We start from the raw sequence: 16,701 nt of genomic DNA on the forward strand, positions 1-16,701 counted from the left end.
CGGCGGTGTCATCTCCGTGCGTACCGCCGCCCGGCGTCGAACCAGGACCCGCCCCCGCCCCGGCGCTACCCGCCTGCTCCGATACCGGCTCCGACGCATCCCGCTCGTCCATCCCTCCACCCAACCGTGCGCGGGTTCAGAAAACCCCACGCCACGGCGAACGCCGGGTGAATCACGAGCCGAACGCCATCGAGAACCGGTCCGCCGCCCTGCTCAGGCGCGAGCGGCGATGCGGGCTTGCACTTCCGGGCGCCGCAGCGGAGGAACCGACTTCGGCGGGGCTTTGCGCTCTGGCAGCGCCGCCAGCAGCCGGGTGGTCGCCGCCGCGATCTCGGCGACGGCCTCCTCGACCGCGGGGCGGGTGGTCTCGGAGATGCTGCTCAGACCACCCACCTTGCGGACGTACTGCAGCGCGGCCGCGTCGATTTCCTCAGGTGTCGCCGCGGGGTCCAAGCCGCGCAGCGCGGTGATGTTTCGGCACATGCTTACGAGGGTAGGCCGCGTGCCGGTTGCGATCGAGCCGTCTGATACCGGCTCAGGCGGCGCTGCCGCTCGAGAACGGCGAATAGCCGTAGCCGTAGCCATACCCGTAACCACCGGTCCACGGGCTGTACCACCCGGGATAGCCGCCGTAACCTCCGCGCGGGCCGCCCCAGCCGGGCATTCCCCAGCCGCCGTGATGGCCCCAGCCGTGATGCCCCCAGCCGTGGACGAACTGGATATCGGTTCCGGGTGTCTGGACTTCCTGGGACTGGGCCGGGGCCACCGCCGGTTCGGCGAGAGCGGGGCCGGCGGCCGCCACGATCGGGGCCGCCGCGATGGCGACCGCGATCACCGTGCGGGACATGCGGGTGCGGATCTTCGAGGGCAGTTCGTTTCGAACCATCGGAATTCCTTATGTACGTGTCTCGGTCATATCCGTCCACGGCTCGAGCCGAGCCGCTCAACTTGCTTGACGCCATTTAATGTACCGCTATTTAACGGCACGTTCAAGAGCGTCGAAAAGATGACGTGACGTCTATGCACGCGTACGAAAGGAAATCGATGAGGCCAGCGCCGCACCGCCGCGCCGTGATCGGCCGCGGTGCGACGCCGCCTCGCGGTAACGGCTAGAGCCGCACGGGGTAGGTGGGCTCCTGAATATCGGGCTTGATCCGGTTCTCGACGAAGATGCCGTGCCAGATCATGAACACCAGCAGGGTCCACAGGCGACGGCTGTGGTCGCCGTTGCCGGCGCGGTGTGCCTCGAGCATCGCCTTGATCGCGGACTTGTCCAGCAGATGGTCGGTCTGCGATTCCGCGATCTGGGTGGCGGCCCAGTCGTAGAGCTCCGGGCCGCGCAGCCAGTGCCGCAGCGGCACCGGGAAGCCCAGCTTCGGCCGGTGCAGCACATGCGGCGGGACGATCGTCTCGAGTGCGCGACGCAGCGCGTACTTGGTGGTCTCCTTGGTGATCTTCTGCTGATACGGGATCTGCTCGGCGACCGCGAACACCTCGGGGTCCAGGAACGGCACCCGCAGCTCCAGCGAGTTGGCCATGGTCATCTTGTCGGCCTTGACCAGGATGTCGCCGCGCAACCAGGTGAACAGGTCCAGATGCTGCATGCGCGCCACCGGATCCCAGCCGCGTGAGCGCGCGTAGATCGGGGCCGTCACATCCTGGTGCGTCCATTCCGGACGGAATTCGCGCAGCACCGCCCGCAACTGGGCGTCGTTGAAGCTGCGGGCGTTGCCGTAATAGCGCTGCTCGAGCGGCAGCGAACCGCGATGCAGCAGGCTCTTGCCGCGCGTTCCGTCCGGAATCCGGTCCGAGAGCTTGCCGGCCAGTCGCCGCACACCCTTCGGCAGGTATTCGAAGGGCTTGAGCGACAACGGTTCCCGATAGATCGTGTAGCCGCCGAACAGCTCGTCGGAACCCTCACCGGAGAGCACCACCTTGACGTGCTTGCGGGCCTCCTGCGCCACGAAATACAGCGGCACCAGTGCCGGATCGGCCACCGGATCGTCGAGGTACCAGACGATCTCGGGGATCGCGCCGGCGAACTCCTCGGGGCTCACGGTGCGGATGAAATGCTTCGCGCCGATCGCCTCCGCGGTCTCGGCCGCCACGTCGGCCTCCGAATACCCCTCCCGCTCGAACGCCGAGGTGAAGGTGAGCAGATTCGGGTTGTGCCGGATCGCCAGCGCCGCGATCGCGGTGGAGTCGATGCCACCGGACAGGAAGGCGCCGACGGTGACGTCCGCGCGCATGTGCTTGGCGACCGAATCCTCGAGCACCGCCGCGATCTCGCGGTAGCGTGCCTCCTCCGAGCCGGCCGCGAACGGGCGCACCCGGAAGTTCGGCTCGAAGTAGCGGGTCACTTCCGGCGCGGCCCCGGGACGCAGCGTGGCGTAGCATCCCGATTCCAGCCGGCGGATGTTCGCGTGCAGCGACTCCGGCTCCGGCACGTACTGCAGCACCGTGTAGTGCTCGAGCGCGCGCGGATCCAGCGCATCCGACAGATTCAGCGCGGGCAACAGTTCCAGCAGGCTCTTCTTCTCGCTGGCGTAGGCGGTGCCGCCCGGGCCGGTGGCCAGGAACAGCGGCTTGATGCCGAACGGGTCGCGGGCCAGCACCAGCTCCTGGGTTTCGGTGTCCCAGATGGCGAAGGCGAACATGCCGCGCAGCTTGGAGAATGCCGCGGTGCCCCAGTGGTGATAGGCCGCGACGATCGCCTCACCGTCGCCCTCGGTGGCGAACCGCGCCCCGAATTCGTCGCTCAGCTGCGCGCGCAACTCCAGGTAGTTGTAGATCTCACCGTTGAACGCCAGCGCATAACGCTGCGGATTCTCCGGCGGACCCCAGCGCAGCGGCTGATGCGAATGCTCGATGTCGATGATCGAGAGGCGGTTGAAGCCCAGGATGATGTGTTCGTCGTGCCAGGTGCCGCGCTCGTCCGGGCCGCGATGGCGCCCGCACTGCAAGGCGTCGTACACCTGCTGTACGACGGAGTCGGTGGCCACATCGGCGGTCAGAAATCCCAGCAGTCCACACACTGCGTCGAGAACCTCGTTTCCGGATCGGGTACGCGGAGAACATTCGAAACCAGTCCCCGAGTATGCCGCACCGCGGCCCGGCTCGTCGCCTCGCTGGGCGGCGGTCGCCCTCGCCTGGGATTTCGCGCCCGCGCGCGCGGGCGGCGCAACCGATCGGCCGGGATCGCACCCGGTGGCCGGTGTGTCGAAAGCGACCCGGGCACAACGCGGGAGGCGGTTTGGTCTACGCTGCGTAGTACTCGGGAACTCTCGTGGTCGGCCGTGCGTTCGGCGCGGCTCGCGAAAGGCTCCCGAACGTGCTGAAAACGCGCTGCCCGGCATCCGGGTGGCGCCGTGTCGGATGGACGACCAGGAAGGCGTTGAGCGTGGCGCACAAGGCGAGCGAAGCGATAGGGGCACGACCCGCCCGGGTACGGCGGGGCCGCATCCTTCGGCGGGCCGGGCTGGCGGTGTCCATGGGGATCACCGTGATGCTCGTCTCGGGCTGCTCGATCGACAATCCCGTGCTTCGGTTCGGCTGGCCCACGGGTGTGACCCCGCAGGCGACCCGGATGCGGGAACTGTGGACGTGGTCGGTCGTCGCCGCCCTGGCGATGGGTGTGCTGGTCTGGGGTCTGACCTTCTGGACCGTGACCTTCCACCGCAAGAAGAAGACCTCCCCGGAGTTCCCGCGGCAGACCGGGTACAACGTGCCGCTGGAGCTGACCTACACGGCGATTCCGTTCGTGATCATCGCGGTGCTGTTCTACTTCACCGTGGTCGTGCAGAACTACGTGCACGAGAAGACCTCGAACCCGGATGTGGTCGTCGACGTGACCGCGTTCCAGTGGAACTGGAAGTTCGGTTACCAGAAGGTCGTCGGTCAGAACGGCCAGGTCTACGAGGGTGTCGACCAGACCCGTCAGGCGCTGAACGAGCAGATCCAGTCCGAGTACAAGGAGCGCACCGCCGACGGCCACCCGCAGCCGGGTCCGGTGCACGGCCTGCCCGCCAACGACATCTCCTACCTGCACTACGACAAGGTCGAGACCATCGGCTCGTCCAACGAGATCCCGGTGCTGGTGCTGCCGACCAACAAGGTCGTGGAATTCCAGCTGGCCTCCGCCGACGTCATCCACTCCTTCTGGGTGCCGGAGTTCCTGTTCAAGCGCGACGTGATGCCGAACCCGAAGGAAAACCACTCCGACAACACCTTCCAGATCACCAAGATCGAGCACGAGGGTGCTTTCGTCGGCCGCTGCGCGGAGATGTGCGGTACTTTCCACTCGATGATGAACTTCGAAGTGCGTGCCGTGACGCCGGACAAGTTCGACAAGTACATCGCCGCCCGCGAAGCGGGTAAGACCAATGCCGAGGCCCTGTCGAGCATCGGCGAGTCGCCGGTCGCGACCACCACGCACCCGTTCGACACCCGTCGCACCGCGCGTGAAGCCAGCCAGGCCGAGAGCAAGTAAGAAGGGTACTGAACAGACATGAAGGTCGAAGCACGCATCTTCGAGCTGCTCACGGTGTTCTTCATCATCGTGGCCGTCGTCTACGGATTCTTCACCGGCCAGTCCCGCACCGGCGTCGAGTGGGCGGGTACCACCGCCATCGTGCTGACCGCCGGACTGACGCTGATCGTCGGCACCTACTTCCGCTTCGTGGCGCGCCGGTTGGATCTGCGCCCGGAGGACTACGAAGAGGCCGAAATCGTCGACGGTGCCGGCGACCTGGGCTTCTTCTCGCCCGGCAGCTTCTGGCCCATCCTGCTGGCCGGTTCCGCCTCGGTTACCGCGCTCGGCTTCGCGTTCTTCCAGTACTGGCTGATCGGCCTGGGCGTGCTCTGCATCCTGGCCTCGGTCGCCGGTCTGGTGTTCGAGTACCACGTGGGACCCGAGAAGCACTGAGCATCCGACGCTCGAGCGCCCCGGCTTCGGCCGGGGCGCTTCGTCGTTGATGGGGGCTTTACGAGAAATCGCCGAGAGGGAATATCGCCGGAAATGCCGAACGCCCCGACATGTCTGCCGGGGCGTTCGGTCTTCGCAGTGGGTCAGTCGGGGGTGTGGTAGCGGCGGGCGCGTTCGGAGCGGCAGATGTCGTCGATGCCGGAGGTGATGTCGCGCAACAGTTCCGGGGCGCCGGAGCGGCCGGAGTAGGTGCCGGTGGGGCGCAGGCGGCAGGTGAAGGTGATGAAGCCGTGGTCCTCGCCGGCGGACTCGTGCAGATACGGGGACCGCACGCCGTAGGTCATGGCGGAGATGACCGTGATGGCGCCGCTGCGCTCGCGATGTTCGGCGAACAGGTCGTGCAGGCGGTGGAAGACGGTGCTGTAGCTGCTCAGGGGCGCGAAGACCGCCACCCGGTAGGCCGGGCCGCGCTCGGAGGAGCTGATCACGGTGTCGGCGAGATATTCGGCGTCGCGCAACGTGAGTACCTTGGGGGCGAACATCAGCGCACCGGCGGCGGCGTTGCGCACCGGCATACCGGCGCGGCCACCCGCGGCCGAGGCGATGGCGCCCAACGACTTTCGCGCCCGCGCACCCAGTTCGCGGCGGGCCCGCAGCGAGGGGGTGGCGGTGGTGGGGTGCAGACTCGACCACTGGCCGAAGCGGACCGTGCCCAGCTGGATGTTCCCGGTGCCGACCGGACGCGAGACGCGCAGCGGCGCGGTGTCGACCCAGCGGCCGACCTGCAGCAGGGCATCGCCGGGGCGGGTGATCTCGGCGTGCGAGTGTTCGACGAAGGTGTCGAAGTCGAGGAAGCGGTGGGCATCGGAGGTGAGCCAGGTGTGGTCCTTGTCGACCTCGATGGCTTGCAGCGTCAGCGCCGTGATGATGCCGGTGCGCCCGGCTCCGCCGAGGATGCGGTGGAATCGCTCGGCATGATGGGTGCGCCCGCAGGTGCCGAACCTGCCCTCGGGGTCCACGTATTCGAGGGCGACCACGTTGTCGCTGAACATGCCGTAGCGGTGCGAGGCCGCGCTGAGCCCGCCGACGGCGGCGAAACCGCCGGCCGTGATCTCGCGGTGGTCGCCGACGATCGGCAGGCCGAGGCCGTGTGCTGCCAGGGTGCGATCGATATCGGACAGCCGTGCGCCGGCCTGCACGCGCACCAGCCGCGCATCGGCGTCCACCGCCTGCACCCGGTTCATCCGGCGCAGCGACATCACGATGCGACGGTCGGGCGGGGCCGGTTCGTCGTCGAGCGGCTCGCTGCTGTGGTCGCCGCCGCGCACGGTCAGCGGTTGCGGTCGTGAATCCCGCACTGTGCGAACGACATCCGCGGTGTCGCGGGGCAGATATTCCTCCGGCAGAGCAGCGAGCGTGGTACTCATGGCCTCAAAGCTAACCACAGTAGCGGCGCTACGTCTGCACCGAAGTTCGCAGTGCAGGTGCGGGGGTTTTCGCTACCGGCGCGAAGGCGAACAATGCGGCCGCGACGGCCGCCCACAGAATCCACCCGGGGAGCCCGGAACCGCCCAGTAGCGTGTGCGCGTGCTCGCTCGAGTCGGCCGACCGCAGGGCGCCGAAGATCAACACTCCGCTGTTCCACGACGCGTGCGCGACCGCGGCGGGCCACACGCTGGCCGACCGCAGCCGCAGCCAGCCGAGGACGGCGCCGAAGCAGACGGCGAACGGGATGTAGGCCAATGCCGACCAGGCGCCGATATCGGTGAAGCCGTAACCGAGCAGTGTGAGCGGAGCGTGCCAGAGGGCCCAGACGACCCCGGTCGCGACCAGCGCCACCGGGGTGCCGTAGCGGGAGATCAATTGTGGCAACAGCCAACCGCGCCAGCCGATCTCCTCGCCGAGCGCGTTCGGCAGCGTCGCGATGACGGACGTCGTCAGTGTCTCGAACAGTATTGCGACCACCGTCGAGGTGTCGAACTTACCCAGATCGAAATGGAACCAGCCGAGCGCCGCGCTGATCTCATAGGCGATCCACGCGACCATTTGCGTGCCGAGCCAGGCGGCGACGATCAACCGAGCAGTGCGGGCAGGTGCCGGACCGAGGCCGAGGCCGACGTCGGCGGCGAAGCCGGGGGCCGCCGGGACGCCCGGTGCGGCGGGGCGCGCGAGCACAGGCTGCCGCATCCTCGACCGTGCGACGAGAACGGCCACTGTCGGGGCGAACATCATGAGGGCCGCGCCATCGTTCAGCCACGGGACCGATTCCAGCCCCTTCCCGTCGATCCAGGGAATCGACGCCAGCACCCATGCGAGTGCGTACGCCACCACGATGTATGTGGCGATATCCGAACGCCGAGCAATCATATGTCCGTCCTTGCGACTGAATCCGATGCCGATCGGGATCGGCCGCCACCGGTCTCGGCATTCGGCGCCCCCGGATACTTCGACGCGGTGCAAGTGGAATCGGTTCCCGCGCAGTGTGGTTCGGACGGCGTGTCCGCCGATGTGCGGGCGCGCCGGACGTACCCTGAACTTTTCGTGCAAACCGCCACAGGAAATGCGGAAAACCGCCGAATTCGGCGAGGTTTGCACGATTGATTCACCATGACCGGATCTGCAGACACTTACCGTCTCGTGCGGCGGCGGTCCGATGGTGGCGGGCGGGTGTGGTGATTCGGATGTGACATCGGCTATCGGGTGCTTGCCCGGACTCCGGGTGCGGGGTTGGGTAGGGGCATGAGCACAGTGCTGGTGACCGGTGGGACGGGAGCGCTCGGGCGGCATGTCGTGGATCGGCTGCGGGAACGCGGGCACGACGTGCGGGTGCTGTCGCGGCGCCCGGGTGCGGGGACGCATGTGGGGGATCTGACGACCGGTGCCGGGGTGCGCGACGCTGCCGAGGGCGCGGAGTCGATCGTGCACGCGGCTTCGGATTTCCGGCGGTTCGGTAAACCCGACATCGAGCAGACGCGGAACCTGCTCGCGGCCGCCGGGGAAGCGCGGCATCTGCTCTATGTGTCGATCGTCGGCATCGACCGCATCCCTTTCGGCTACTACCGCAACAAACTCGCCTGCGAACAACTGATCGCCGACAGCGGTGTGCCGCACACGATTCAGCGCGCCACCCAATTCCACGACCTCATCGCCGCGGTCCTGTCCGCGGTGCAGAAGCTCCCGATCGCGCCGCTGCCCTTGGATTTCCGCTTTCAACCGGTCGCCACCGAAGATGTGGCCACCCGCCTCACCGACTTGGTAGAAGGCGAACCACGCACCCGCGCGGACGATTTCGGCGGCCCACAGGTGCTCACCCTGAAGGAACTAACGAAGATCTGGCAGCAACACCACGGCCGCCCGCACCGCACGGTGCCGCTCCCGCTACCCGGCACGATCGCCCGCGCCTTCCGCGCCGGTGACAACACCTGCCCCGACCACGCCGACGGCACGCGCACGTGGGCGGAGTATGTGGCCGCGAACCCGAGCCCCAGCTACCGGCTGCGTGGTTGATCCGTGGGCGACAAGCGCGAGAGCAGCCCGGCCGGTCCGCGGTGGATAGGGGCGGGGGCGTCCGTTTCGTGGCGGTGAGTCACCTCATGCCACGGCCAGAGTCGATGCCACAAGACGCTCGTCTGCGGAGCTCGCCGGTCGCCCGGCAGCAGCCGCGTTTCGCGCAGCAGTTGCGCCCCCGGCCGGCGCGGCCGCCGCTCGACCCAGGGATAGTCCACCAGGGTCGCTACGGTGTCCCAACCTCCGGAAAACTCCATGGCGCGAACGTATCTCGATGGCCGCGGTTCAGCAGGGACTCTGCCCGCCGACCTCGCCGGTGGTGAGCTCGATGGTGGCGCCGGTGGGGACCGAGACGCCCGCGTCGGGATTCTGAGTGGTGATCACGCATTGGCCGCCGCCCGGGCCGCGGCTGGTGCCGCCGGTGATGTGTGCGTGCAGGCCCGCGGCGGTGAGGAGCTGGTCGGCGAGGGCCGGGCGGTCGCCGCGGACATCCGGGACGCTGACCGTGCCGGCCGCGGGGGATGTGGTCGTGCCGGTGGGCTGTGCCGGGTTGGCGGCATTCGGTGTGCCGGACGTGGCTGCGGTGGCGGTCGCCGTGGTCGCACCGGTGGTAGACGTTGCGGGCGTGGCAGTTTCGGAATCGCAGCCGGACAGTGCCGCGGTCAGTGCGAGTGCGGCGATCGAAATCCGCAGGGACAGAACGGTACGGCGGTGGTGGTTGGAACGGCGGAGGAAGGTTGTGGTCGGCACATCCCGACCGTAGTTGCTTCCGCGTCGATGTGCGCGGACCCTCGGTGAGGAGACGATTGCTGTTGCCTTCGCTCGGTTGGCGGGCGCATCTGTGTGCGGGCAGAGCATGCCGATCGGTCAGGTGCCGGTGGTGGTTCGGGTGATCTTTTCCGCGGTGGCGGTGATCGCTGCGCCGAGGGCGGTGAGGTGCTGGGCGGAGAGGCGGGTGTCGGGGCAGGCGACTACGGCGGCGATGACGCGGTCGCCGGCGAAGATGGGGGCGGCGACGGTGACTACGGCGTTCTCGGCGCCGAGTTCGTCGGGGAGGTAGTCGATGGTGATCAGGTCCGTGATCATGCTGCCCAGGCGGTTGCGGAGTGGATCGGTGACCGGGGAATTGCGCAGGGCGGCAAGGGCTTCGAGGACCGGAGCGGATTCGTCGGCGAGGCGCTCGACGGAGTAACCGCGGTCGCGCACGGCGTGGAGGACCGCGAGCAGGCGTTCGCGATGGGCGGGGTCGGCGTGGGCGATCCAGGCGGTGCGTTCGGAAGCCGGTGCCCAGGCGATGAATTCACGGGCCACCGGCGGTGCCAGGGGCAGGCGGCGGCCCTGCCGGATCCACGGGACCGACGGGGTGCCGGCGACCTCGGTGATGATGATCGAACCGTCGTCGCGCTCGGCCAGGAAAACCGGAAAGCCCTGTTCGGCAACGAATTCCCGCAGCAGGTCGGCAGCCAGGCGGCGCAGCGGGAAGGCCGCCTCCGCGCGGCGTGCGACGGCGAGCAGCCCCATCCCGAGCCCGTAGTTGCCGTCGAGATCGCGCACCGTCCAGCCGTCGGTAGTGAGCTGGGTCAGCACCGCATGTGCCGTCGCCCTCGACAGTCCGGTCTCGCGCACGATCCGCGCCAGCGACAAGTGCTCGGCGGGCCGGCGCGACAGCAGTTCGACTACCCGCACTACGCGATGCGTGGGTGGTGATCCCGCGGAGGCGGTAGGAGTGACCTCGGTGCTCTCGGACATCGCGCCCTTTCTGGTCGATAGCGGTGACGAGTCACACCGGTCCCGCGCCGCCGCTCACCGTACCGGTGCGAGTCGGGCCGGCTTCCCGGTCCCGAGCGCTGAATGGTCGGCGAGTCCCGGCTTCGGCGCGGTGGAGGACCGGACTTCGAGGCGCTGGTCGGCTCTCGAGCCGTCGGATCTGCGTGCGCCGAATCGGAGTCGCGGCTCAGGACGATGCAGCGACTTCGCACCCGGTATGGCGGCTGCGAACGCGCCCCGTCGTCCACAGCCCCTTGACCGACGCGCAGCTGTCCGCTTATCGTCGGTGTCACAATATCGAACAATAGCGTCGAATATTCGACAACGCAACTCCGAAGTGGTCGAGATTTCGGATCCGGGGAAGCGATGCGAGCGATGCGGACAAGGCGAATGTGATGCGGACGGGATACGAGCTGTCGCATCTGTCGGCCCTCGAGGCCGAATCGGTGCACATCTTCCGGGAGGTGGCGGCCACCTTCGAACGACCGGTGCTGCTGTTCTCCGGCGGTAAGGATTCGGCGGTGATGCTGGAGCTGGCCCGCAAGGCGTTCTGGCCGGCGGCGCTGCCGTTCGCGCTGCTGCACGTCGACACCGGGCACAACTTCGACGAGGTGATCGAATTCCGCGATCGCACGGCGGCCAGGCTCGGCGCGCGGCTGCTGGTGGCGCGGGTACAGGACGATATCGACGCCGGGCGGGTCACCGAACGCCCGGGGGAGAGCCGGAATCGGTTGCAGACCACCACATTGCTGCGCGCGATCGGCGAACATCGCTTCGACGCTGTGTTCGGCGGGGCGCGCCGCGACGAGGAGAAGGCGCGCGCCAAGGAGCGGGTGTTCAGTTTCCGCGACGAATTCGGTGCCTGGGAGCCGCGGGCGCAGCGCCCGGAGGTATGGAACCTCTACAACGGCAAACACCGTGCGGGCCAGCACATCCGGGTGTTCCCGCTGTCGAACTGGACCGAACTCGATATCTGGGAGTACATCGACCGCGAAGCGGTGGAACTGCCGCCGCTGTATTACGCGCACCGCCGCCCGGTCTTCCGCCGCGACGGAATGCTGCTGGCCGCCAATCCTTTCCTGACACCCGGCCCGGACGAACCGGTGTTCGAGACGACGGTGCGGTTCCGCACCGTCGGCGACGCCACCTGCACCGGATGTATCGAGAGCGAGGCCGACAATCCGGCGGCCGTGATCGCCGAAACCGCGATCACCCGGCTCACCGAACGCGGCGCCACCCGCGCCGACGACCGCATCTCCGAATCCGGGATGGAAGACCGAAAGCGGGAGGGCTACTTCTGATGAGCCGCAATCTGTTACGTCTCGCGACAGCCGGCAGCGTCGACGACGGCAAGTCCACCCTCATCGGCCGCCTGCTCTACGACTCCAAGAGCCTGTTCTCCGATCAGCTGGCCGCCATCGAACGGGCCAGTGCCCAACGCGGCGACGCCGCAACGGATCTGGCGCTGGTGACCGACGGCCTGCGCGCCGAACGGGAACAGGGCATCACCATCGACGTGGCCTACCGCTACTTCACCACGCCGCGCCGCAAGTTCATCATCGCCGACACCCCGGGCCACGTGCAGTACACGCGCAATATGGTGACCGGCGCCTCCACGGCGGATCTGGCGCTGATCCTGGTCGACGCGCGCAAGGGCGTGGTCGAGCAGACCCGCCGGCACGCGTTCCTGGCCTCGCTGCTCGGGGTGCCGCACCTGGTGGTGTGCGTGAACAAGATGGATCTGGTGGACTGGTCGGCCGCGCGATTCGACGAGATCCGCGAGGAATTCGCCGATTTCGCGGCGAAACTGACCGTCGGCGATCTGAGTTTCGTGCCGGTGTCGGCGCTGCACGGCGACAATGTGGTCACCGACTCCGCGCACACCCCGTGGTATGCGGGCCCGCCGCTGCTGAGCCACCTCGAACAGGTGCACATCGCCTCGGACCGCAATCTGATCGACGCGCGGCTGCCGGTGCAGTACGTGATCCGCCCGCACGCCGATGCCGGCACCAGCGGGGCCGGGCATCGCACCTATGCCGGGACCATCGCAGGCGGCATCTTCAAACCCGGCGACGAGGTGGTCGTGCTGCCGTCCGGGCGTTCGTCGCGGGTCGCGCGGATCTGGGGACCGGGCGGGGTGAAGGTCGACGAGGGGTTCACCGGGATGGCGGTCTCGGTGGAACTCGACGACGAAGTCGATGTCGGGCGTGGGGATATGCTGGCCCGCCCGGGAAATCGGCCGCACATCGCCGATGAGGTCGACGCCATGGTGTGCTGGTTCTCCGAGACCACCGAACTGCGGCCCGGTGCGCGCTACGCGATCCGCACCGCCGCCCAGACCACCCGCGTCCAGGTCCACGACCTCGACTACCGGCTCGACGTCAACACCTTGCACCGTGTCACGGACGCGAATGCCCTGGCGCTCAACGACATCGGCCGCCTCACCCTGCGCGGTCAGCGTCCGCTGATGGTCGACAGCTACCGCGACAATCGCCGCACCGGCAGTTTCATCCTCATCGACGAGGACACCGATCAGACCGTGGCCGCCGGGATGATCCTGGCCCGCGACACCGGGCCGGAGTCGGCGCCGGACGCCTCGGCGGCGCCGAAGGTGGTGCGCGAGGACGTGGTCTGGCACAGCTCCTCGGTGGGGCGCGGCCAGCGCCCGCACGCCGGGGCGACGGTGTGGCTGACCGGTCTGTCCGGCTCCGGAAAGTCCACGATCGCCGTGGAATTGGAGCGCCAGCTGGTGGCCGCCGGCCGCCCGGCCTATCGGCTCGACGGCGACAATCTGCGGCACGGGCTCAACGCCGACCTCGGTTTCACCGACGAGGACCGGCGCGAGAACATCCGCCGGGTGGCTCAGGTCGCCTCGTTGTTCGCCGACGCCGGTCTGATCGCCATCGTCTCGGTGATCAGCCCGTTCGCCGACCAGCGCGAGCAGGCGCGCGGGGTGCACGCCGCGAGTGGTCTGGACTTCCACGAGATCTTCGTCGACACCCCGCTGGAGGTGTGTGAGCGCCGGGATCCGAAGGGGTTGTACGCCAAGGCCCGCGCGGGCCGGCTGCCGGAGTTCACCGGCATCGACTCGCCCTACGAACGTCCCGAAGACGCCGAGCTCGTGATCACTCCCGATCACGGCTCACCCGCCGAAATCGCCGCGCTGATCCGCCGCGAACTGAGACTGTGAACCGCAGTTCTGCCCGCACAACACGCTAGGACGACATGAGTACATCGACAGGATCGTCACCGGGAACCAATACCGCCGCCGGAAACGGACTTCCGGGCGGCGGGTCGCTCACCGAACCGTTCACCGCGGCGATCGCCGAGGCCGAGAAGCTGATCGCGGCAGCGGATTTCATCAACGACGAGAAGGATCTCGCCGAGGGATACGACTACCTCGCGGGCAGTATCGCCGCGTGCCTGCAGCTGTCGGGCACGCACGGCACCAGCCACCCGTACTTCGTGAGCTCCACCGGCCCGCACGCGAAAATGGGCCTGGACAATCCGGATACGCTCTACTACCACGCCAATGTCGAGCCGGGTGCGGAATATCTGCTCACCGGTGTCCGCGGCAGTACCGTCGACCTCAGCTTCCAGGTGCTGCGCGGCGACTACACCGCCACCGACGTGCCCAACGGCGACGACGCCTTCGACGACCGGCGCCTGCAGATCGCCGCCGACGGCAGCTACCAGCTCCGCTTCGGCCCGCCGAAAGCCGATGCCGGGCCGAACTATTTCGTCCTCGGCGAGGGTGCCTCGATGCTCGCGGTGCGCGAGGTCTACGGCGACTGGAACGCGGAGACGAAGGGCAGCATCCGCATCGAGCGCCTCGACACCGTCGGCACCGCGGCCCCCGAGCCGGGTGTCGACCAGCTGCGCAAGCGGTATCGGGCCGCGGCGCGGGCGCTGGTGCAGCGCATCCACACCTGGTTCAACTTCCCCAAGTGGTTCTACCTCGACCTGCCGGTGAACACCCTCACCGAACCGCGGCTCACCCCGGGCGGACTCAGCACCCAGTACTCCTCGGTCGGCCACTTCGATCTCGACGACGACCAGGCGCTGGTGATCACGGTGCCGAAATCCGATGCGCCCTATCAGGGATTCCAGCTGGGTAGCCGCTGGTACATCTCCCTCGACTACGTCAACCACCAGACCAGCCTCAACAGCGCTCAGGCCCAGGTCGATCCGGACGGGATGATCCGCATGGTGGTCTCGGCTCGCAACCCGGGCATCACCAATTGGATCGAGACCACCGGACGCCGCCGCGGCATCCTGCAGTTCCGATGGCAGCGCGTCGCCCGGGAGATGACCCCCGCGGACGGGCCGCGATTCGCCCTGGTGCCCTTCGACGAAGTGGCGGCGCAGTTGCCGCACTACGAACTCAACCGGATCGACGGGCAGGGCTGGCGCGCCCGCATCGCCGACCGCCAGCGCGGTTTCGCCGATCGGATGCTCGGATGAGCGCCGGAACGGGCCTGCTGGCCGACAAGGTGGTCGTGATCAGCGGCGTGGGTCCCGGACTGGGCCGCTCGCTGTGCGTGCAGGCGGCCGCGGCCGGCGCGAAGGTGGTGCTGGCCGCGCGCACCGAATCGCGGCTGCGGGAGGTGGCCGACGAGATCGACGCCGCCGGCGGGACGAGCCTGATCGTGCCGACCGACATCACCGACGACGCCGCGGTGGCGAATCTGGTCGAGCGCACGGTGGAGACCTTCGGCCGGGTCGACGCGCTGGTCAACAACGCGTTCGCGATGCCGTCGATGAAGTCGCTGGCGCGCACCGACTTCCGGCAGATCAGCGACAGCCTCGAGCTGACGGTGCTGGGCACGCTGCGGGCGACCCAGGCCTTCACCGACGAACTGGCCAAGACCCGGGGCGCGGTGGTGATGATCAATTCGTCGGTGCTGCGGCACTCCGAACCGCGCTACGGCAGCTACAAGGTCGCCAAGTCGGCGCTGCTGGCCATGTCGCAGACGCTGGCAACCGAATTGGGCGCCAAGGGAATTCGGGTCAACAGTGTGGCGCCGGGCTACATCTGGGCCGATCAGCTGAAGTGGTATTTCGGTGAGGTCGCGAAGAAGTACGGCATCACGGTCGACCAGGTGTACGAGCAGACCGCCTCCCGGTCGGATCTCAAGCGCCTGCCCGAACCGGACGAGATCGCCAGGGCCGTGGTGTTTCTCGCCTCGGAGTGGGCCAGTGCCATCACCGGCCAGACCCTGGACGTCAACTGCGGCGAATACCACGTGTGAGGAACAGAATTTCATGACCGCTCGTACCAACGTCGGCACCGTCGAGGATCTGCACGCATCCGCCACCAAGGCGTGCGGGCTCACCGATTTCGGCCCCGACGACTACACCGAGGCGCTCGGTGTGCTGCTCGACTCGTATCGGCGCGACGCCGACCTCACCGAACTCGGTTCCAAGATGAACCGCTATTTCCTGCGCGGCGCACTGGTCGCGCGCGCGCTGAGCGAGGCGTCCTGGAAGGCCAATCCCGGCTACGCCGAGACCGCGATCGAGCGGCCGATCTTCGTCACCGGCCTGCCCCGCACCGGCACCACCGCGCTGCATCGGCTGCTGGCCGCCGACCCGCAGCATCAGGCGCTCGAGATGTGGCTGACCGAACTGCCGCAGCCGCGTCCGCCGCGCGAGACCTGGGCCGACAATCCGGTGTTCCAGCAGATCGACGCCGGTTTCGCGCAGCATCACATCGACAATCCGGAATTCATGGGCCTGCATTACATGAGTGCCGCCGAGGTCGAGGAATGCTGGCAGCTGCTGCGCCAGACGGTGAAATCCATCGCCTACGAATCACTGGCCTATCTGCCGACCTATTCGCAGTGGTTGCAGAAGCAGGACTGGACCAACGCCTATCAGCGGCACAAGCAGAATCTGCAGCTGATCGGCCTGGGTGACACGAGGGGCTGGGTGCTGAAGAACCCGAGCCACCTGTTCGCGCTGGACGCGCTGATGGAGGTCTACCCCGACGCGCTGATCATCCAGACCCACCGCGACCCGGTGACCATCGTCGGTTCGTCGTGCAGCCTGTCCGAACAGGCCACCAAGGGCTGGTCGAACACCTTCGTCGGGGAGACGATCGGCCGCACTCAGCTCGAACTCTGGTCGCGGGGCCTGCGCGAATTCAATTCCGCGCGTGCGCGATACAACCCCGATCAGTTCCTCGACATCCAGTTCGAGGATCTGCGGGCGGATCCGTTCGGCACCGTCGAGAAGATCTATTCGACGTTCGGGCTGGATTACACCGAGGCGGCCCGGAACGCGATGCGGGCGCTCGACGAGGAGAGCAAATCGGGCGACCGCAAGCCCGCGCACAAGTATTCGCTGGCCGACTACGGGCTGACCGAAGACGAGGTGAGATCGGTCTTCGCCGACCTCTGAGATCGCTGTACCCGCCGCGGGGCGCCGGGGGCGGCCCCCCCCCGCCCCCCGCCGGGTCCCCCCGGGGGGGCGGGGGGCGCCGAGGCGGCGTTGTACGCGCG

At 68.0% G+C, this 16,701-nt stretch carries 15 protein-coding genes; 8 read left to right on the forward strand and 7 right to left on the reverse strand.

All coding sequences use genetic code 11. The features are described from left to right. Positions 1 to 213: 213 nt before the first annotated feature. The 3 genes from A5780_RS22370 to asnB all read right to left on the reverse strand — a co-directional run bounded on the left by A5780_RS22370 (position 214) and on the right by asnB (position 3,035). Positions 214 to 483, reverse strand: coding sequence for a DUF2277 family protein (locus tag A5780_RS22370; protein ID WP_063018276.1), 270 nt, complete (start codon positions 481 to 483; stop codon positions 214 to 216). Between the two features lie 52 nt (positions 484 to 535). Continuing rightward, the gene (locus tag A5780_RS22375; RefSeq protein WP_064909507.1) at positions 536 to 886 is read right to left on the reverse strand and encodes a hypothetical protein; all 351 of its coding nucleotides are present in this window, start codon (positions 884 to 886) and stop codon (positions 536 to 538) included. A gap of 223 nt (positions 887 to 1,109) precedes the next feature. Continuing rightward, positions 1,110 to 3,035 (reverse strand): asparagine synthase (glutamine-hydrolyzing), encoded by a 1,926-nt coding sequence (gene asnB / locus A5780_RS22380; protein ID WP_064909508.1) that lies wholly within the window; start codon positions 3,033 to 3,035, stop codon positions 1,110 to 1,112. Positions 3,036 to 3,490: 455 nt separating this feature from the next. Here asnB and A5780_RS22385 point away from each other — a divergent pair, with 455 nt between their 5' ends. Together A5780_RS22385 and A5780_RS22390 are read left to right on the forward strand one after the other, a co-directional pair. Further along, on the forward strand, positions 3,491 to 4,489 hold the full coding sequence (locus tag A5780_RS22385; protein ID WP_082857405.1) for a cytochrome c oxidase subunit II: 999 nt from the start codon (positions 3,491 to 3,493) through the stop codon (positions 4,487 to 4,489). Positions 4,490 to 4,507: 18 nt separating this feature from the next. Further along, entirely contained in the window at positions 4,508 to 4,924 is a 417-nt protein-coding gene (locus tag A5780_RS22390) for a cytochrome c oxidase subunit 4 (protein WP_030514776.1), read from the forward strand. Positions 4,925 to 5,067: 143 nt separating this feature from the next. On the opposite strand, the gene A5780_RS22395 is transcribed toward A5780_RS22390, so the two are convergent. Both A5780_RS22395 and A5780_RS41210 read right to left on the reverse strand, forming a co-directional pair. Then, positions 5,068 to 6,351 (reverse strand): FAD-binding oxidoreductase, encoded by a 1,284-nt coding sequence (locus tag A5780_RS22395; protein WP_064901494.1) that lies wholly within the window; start codon positions 6,349 to 6,351, stop codon positions 5,068 to 5,070. A gap of 28 nt (positions 6,352 to 6,379) precedes the next feature. Next, on the reverse strand, positions 6,380 to 7,291 hold the full coding sequence (locus tag A5780_RS41210; protein ID WP_064909522.1) for a CPBP family intramembrane glutamic endopeptidase: 912 nt from the start codon (positions 7,289 to 7,291) through the stop codon (positions 6,380 to 6,382). Between the two features lie 372 nt (positions 7,292 to 7,663). On the opposite strand from A5780_RS41210, the gene A5780_RS22405 reads away from it, so the two are divergent. Further along, complete coding sequence (locus A5780_RS22405; RefSeq protein ID WP_064909509.1) at positions 7,664 to 8,431, forward strand: SDR family oxidoreductase; 768 nt, start codon at positions 7,664 to 7,666, stop codon at positions 8,429 to 8,431. A 285-nt stretch (positions 8,432 to 8,716) separates the two neighbouring features. Here A5780_RS22405 and A5780_RS22410 read toward each other — a convergent pair whose 3' ends face one another. Together A5780_RS22410 and A5780_RS22415 are read right to left on the reverse strand one after the other, a co-directional pair. Further along, on the reverse strand, positions 8,717 to 9,181 hold the full coding sequence (locus A5780_RS22410) for a PASTA domain-containing protein (protein WP_064909510.1): 465 nt from the start codon (positions 9,179 to 9,181) through the stop codon (positions 8,717 to 8,719). 117 nt (positions 9,182 to 9,298) lie between these two features. After that, positions 9,299 to 10,180: an IclR family transcriptional regulator gene (locus tag A5780_RS22415; RefSeq protein WP_064909511.1), complete on the reverse strand. Its 882-nt coding sequence runs from the start codon at positions 10,178 to 10,180 to the stop codon at positions 9,299 to 9,301. 413 nt (positions 10,181 to 10,593) lie between these two features. Between A5780_RS22415 and cysD the strand changes: the two genes are divergently transcribed. The 5 genes from cysD to A5780_RS22440 are packed head-to-tail and all read left to right on the forward strand — an operon-like array spanning position 10,594 to position 16,600. Beyond that, entirely contained in the window at positions 10,594 to 11,499 is a 906-nt protein-coding gene (gene cysD / locus A5780_RS22420; RefSeq protein WP_030514770.1) for a sulfate adenylyltransferase subunit CysD, read from the forward strand. After that, a complete protein-coding gene (cysC, locus tag A5780_RS22425) occupies positions 11,499 to 13,388 on the forward strand; it encodes an adenylyl-sulfate kinase (RefSeq protein ID WP_030514769.1) in 1,890 nt (629 codons plus the stop codon). The genes cysD and cysC overlap by 1 nt, the downstream gene beginning before the upstream one ends. A gap of 35 nt (positions 13,389 to 13,423) precedes the next feature. Then, a complete protein-coding gene (locus tag A5780_RS22430) occupies positions 13,424 to 14,662 on the forward strand; it encodes a hypothetical protein (RefSeq protein WP_064909512.1) in 1,239 nt (412 codons plus the stop codon). Further along, the gene (locus A5780_RS22435; protein WP_063018253.1) at positions 14,659 to 15,450 is read left to right on the forward strand and encodes an SDR family oxidoreductase; all 792 of its coding nucleotides are present in this window, start codon (positions 14,659 to 14,661) and stop codon (positions 15,448 to 15,450) included. The genes A5780_RS22430 and A5780_RS22435 overlap by 4 nt, the downstream gene beginning before the upstream one ends. A 13-nt stretch (positions 15,451 to 15,463) precedes the next feature. Beyond that, positions 15,464 to 16,600, forward strand: coding sequence for a sulfotransferase (locus A5780_RS22440; protein WP_064909513.1), 1,137 nt, complete (start codon positions 15,464 to 15,466; stop codon positions 16,598 to 16,600). Positions 16,601 to 16,701 lie beyond the last annotated feature (101 nt).

Origin of the sequence: Nocardia sp. 852002-20019_SCH5090214, assembly GCF_001665865.1 — a bacterium.
Taxonomy (GTDB): Bacteria; Actinomycetota; Actinomycetes; order Mycobacteriales; family Mycobacteriaceae; genus Nocardia; species Nocardia nova.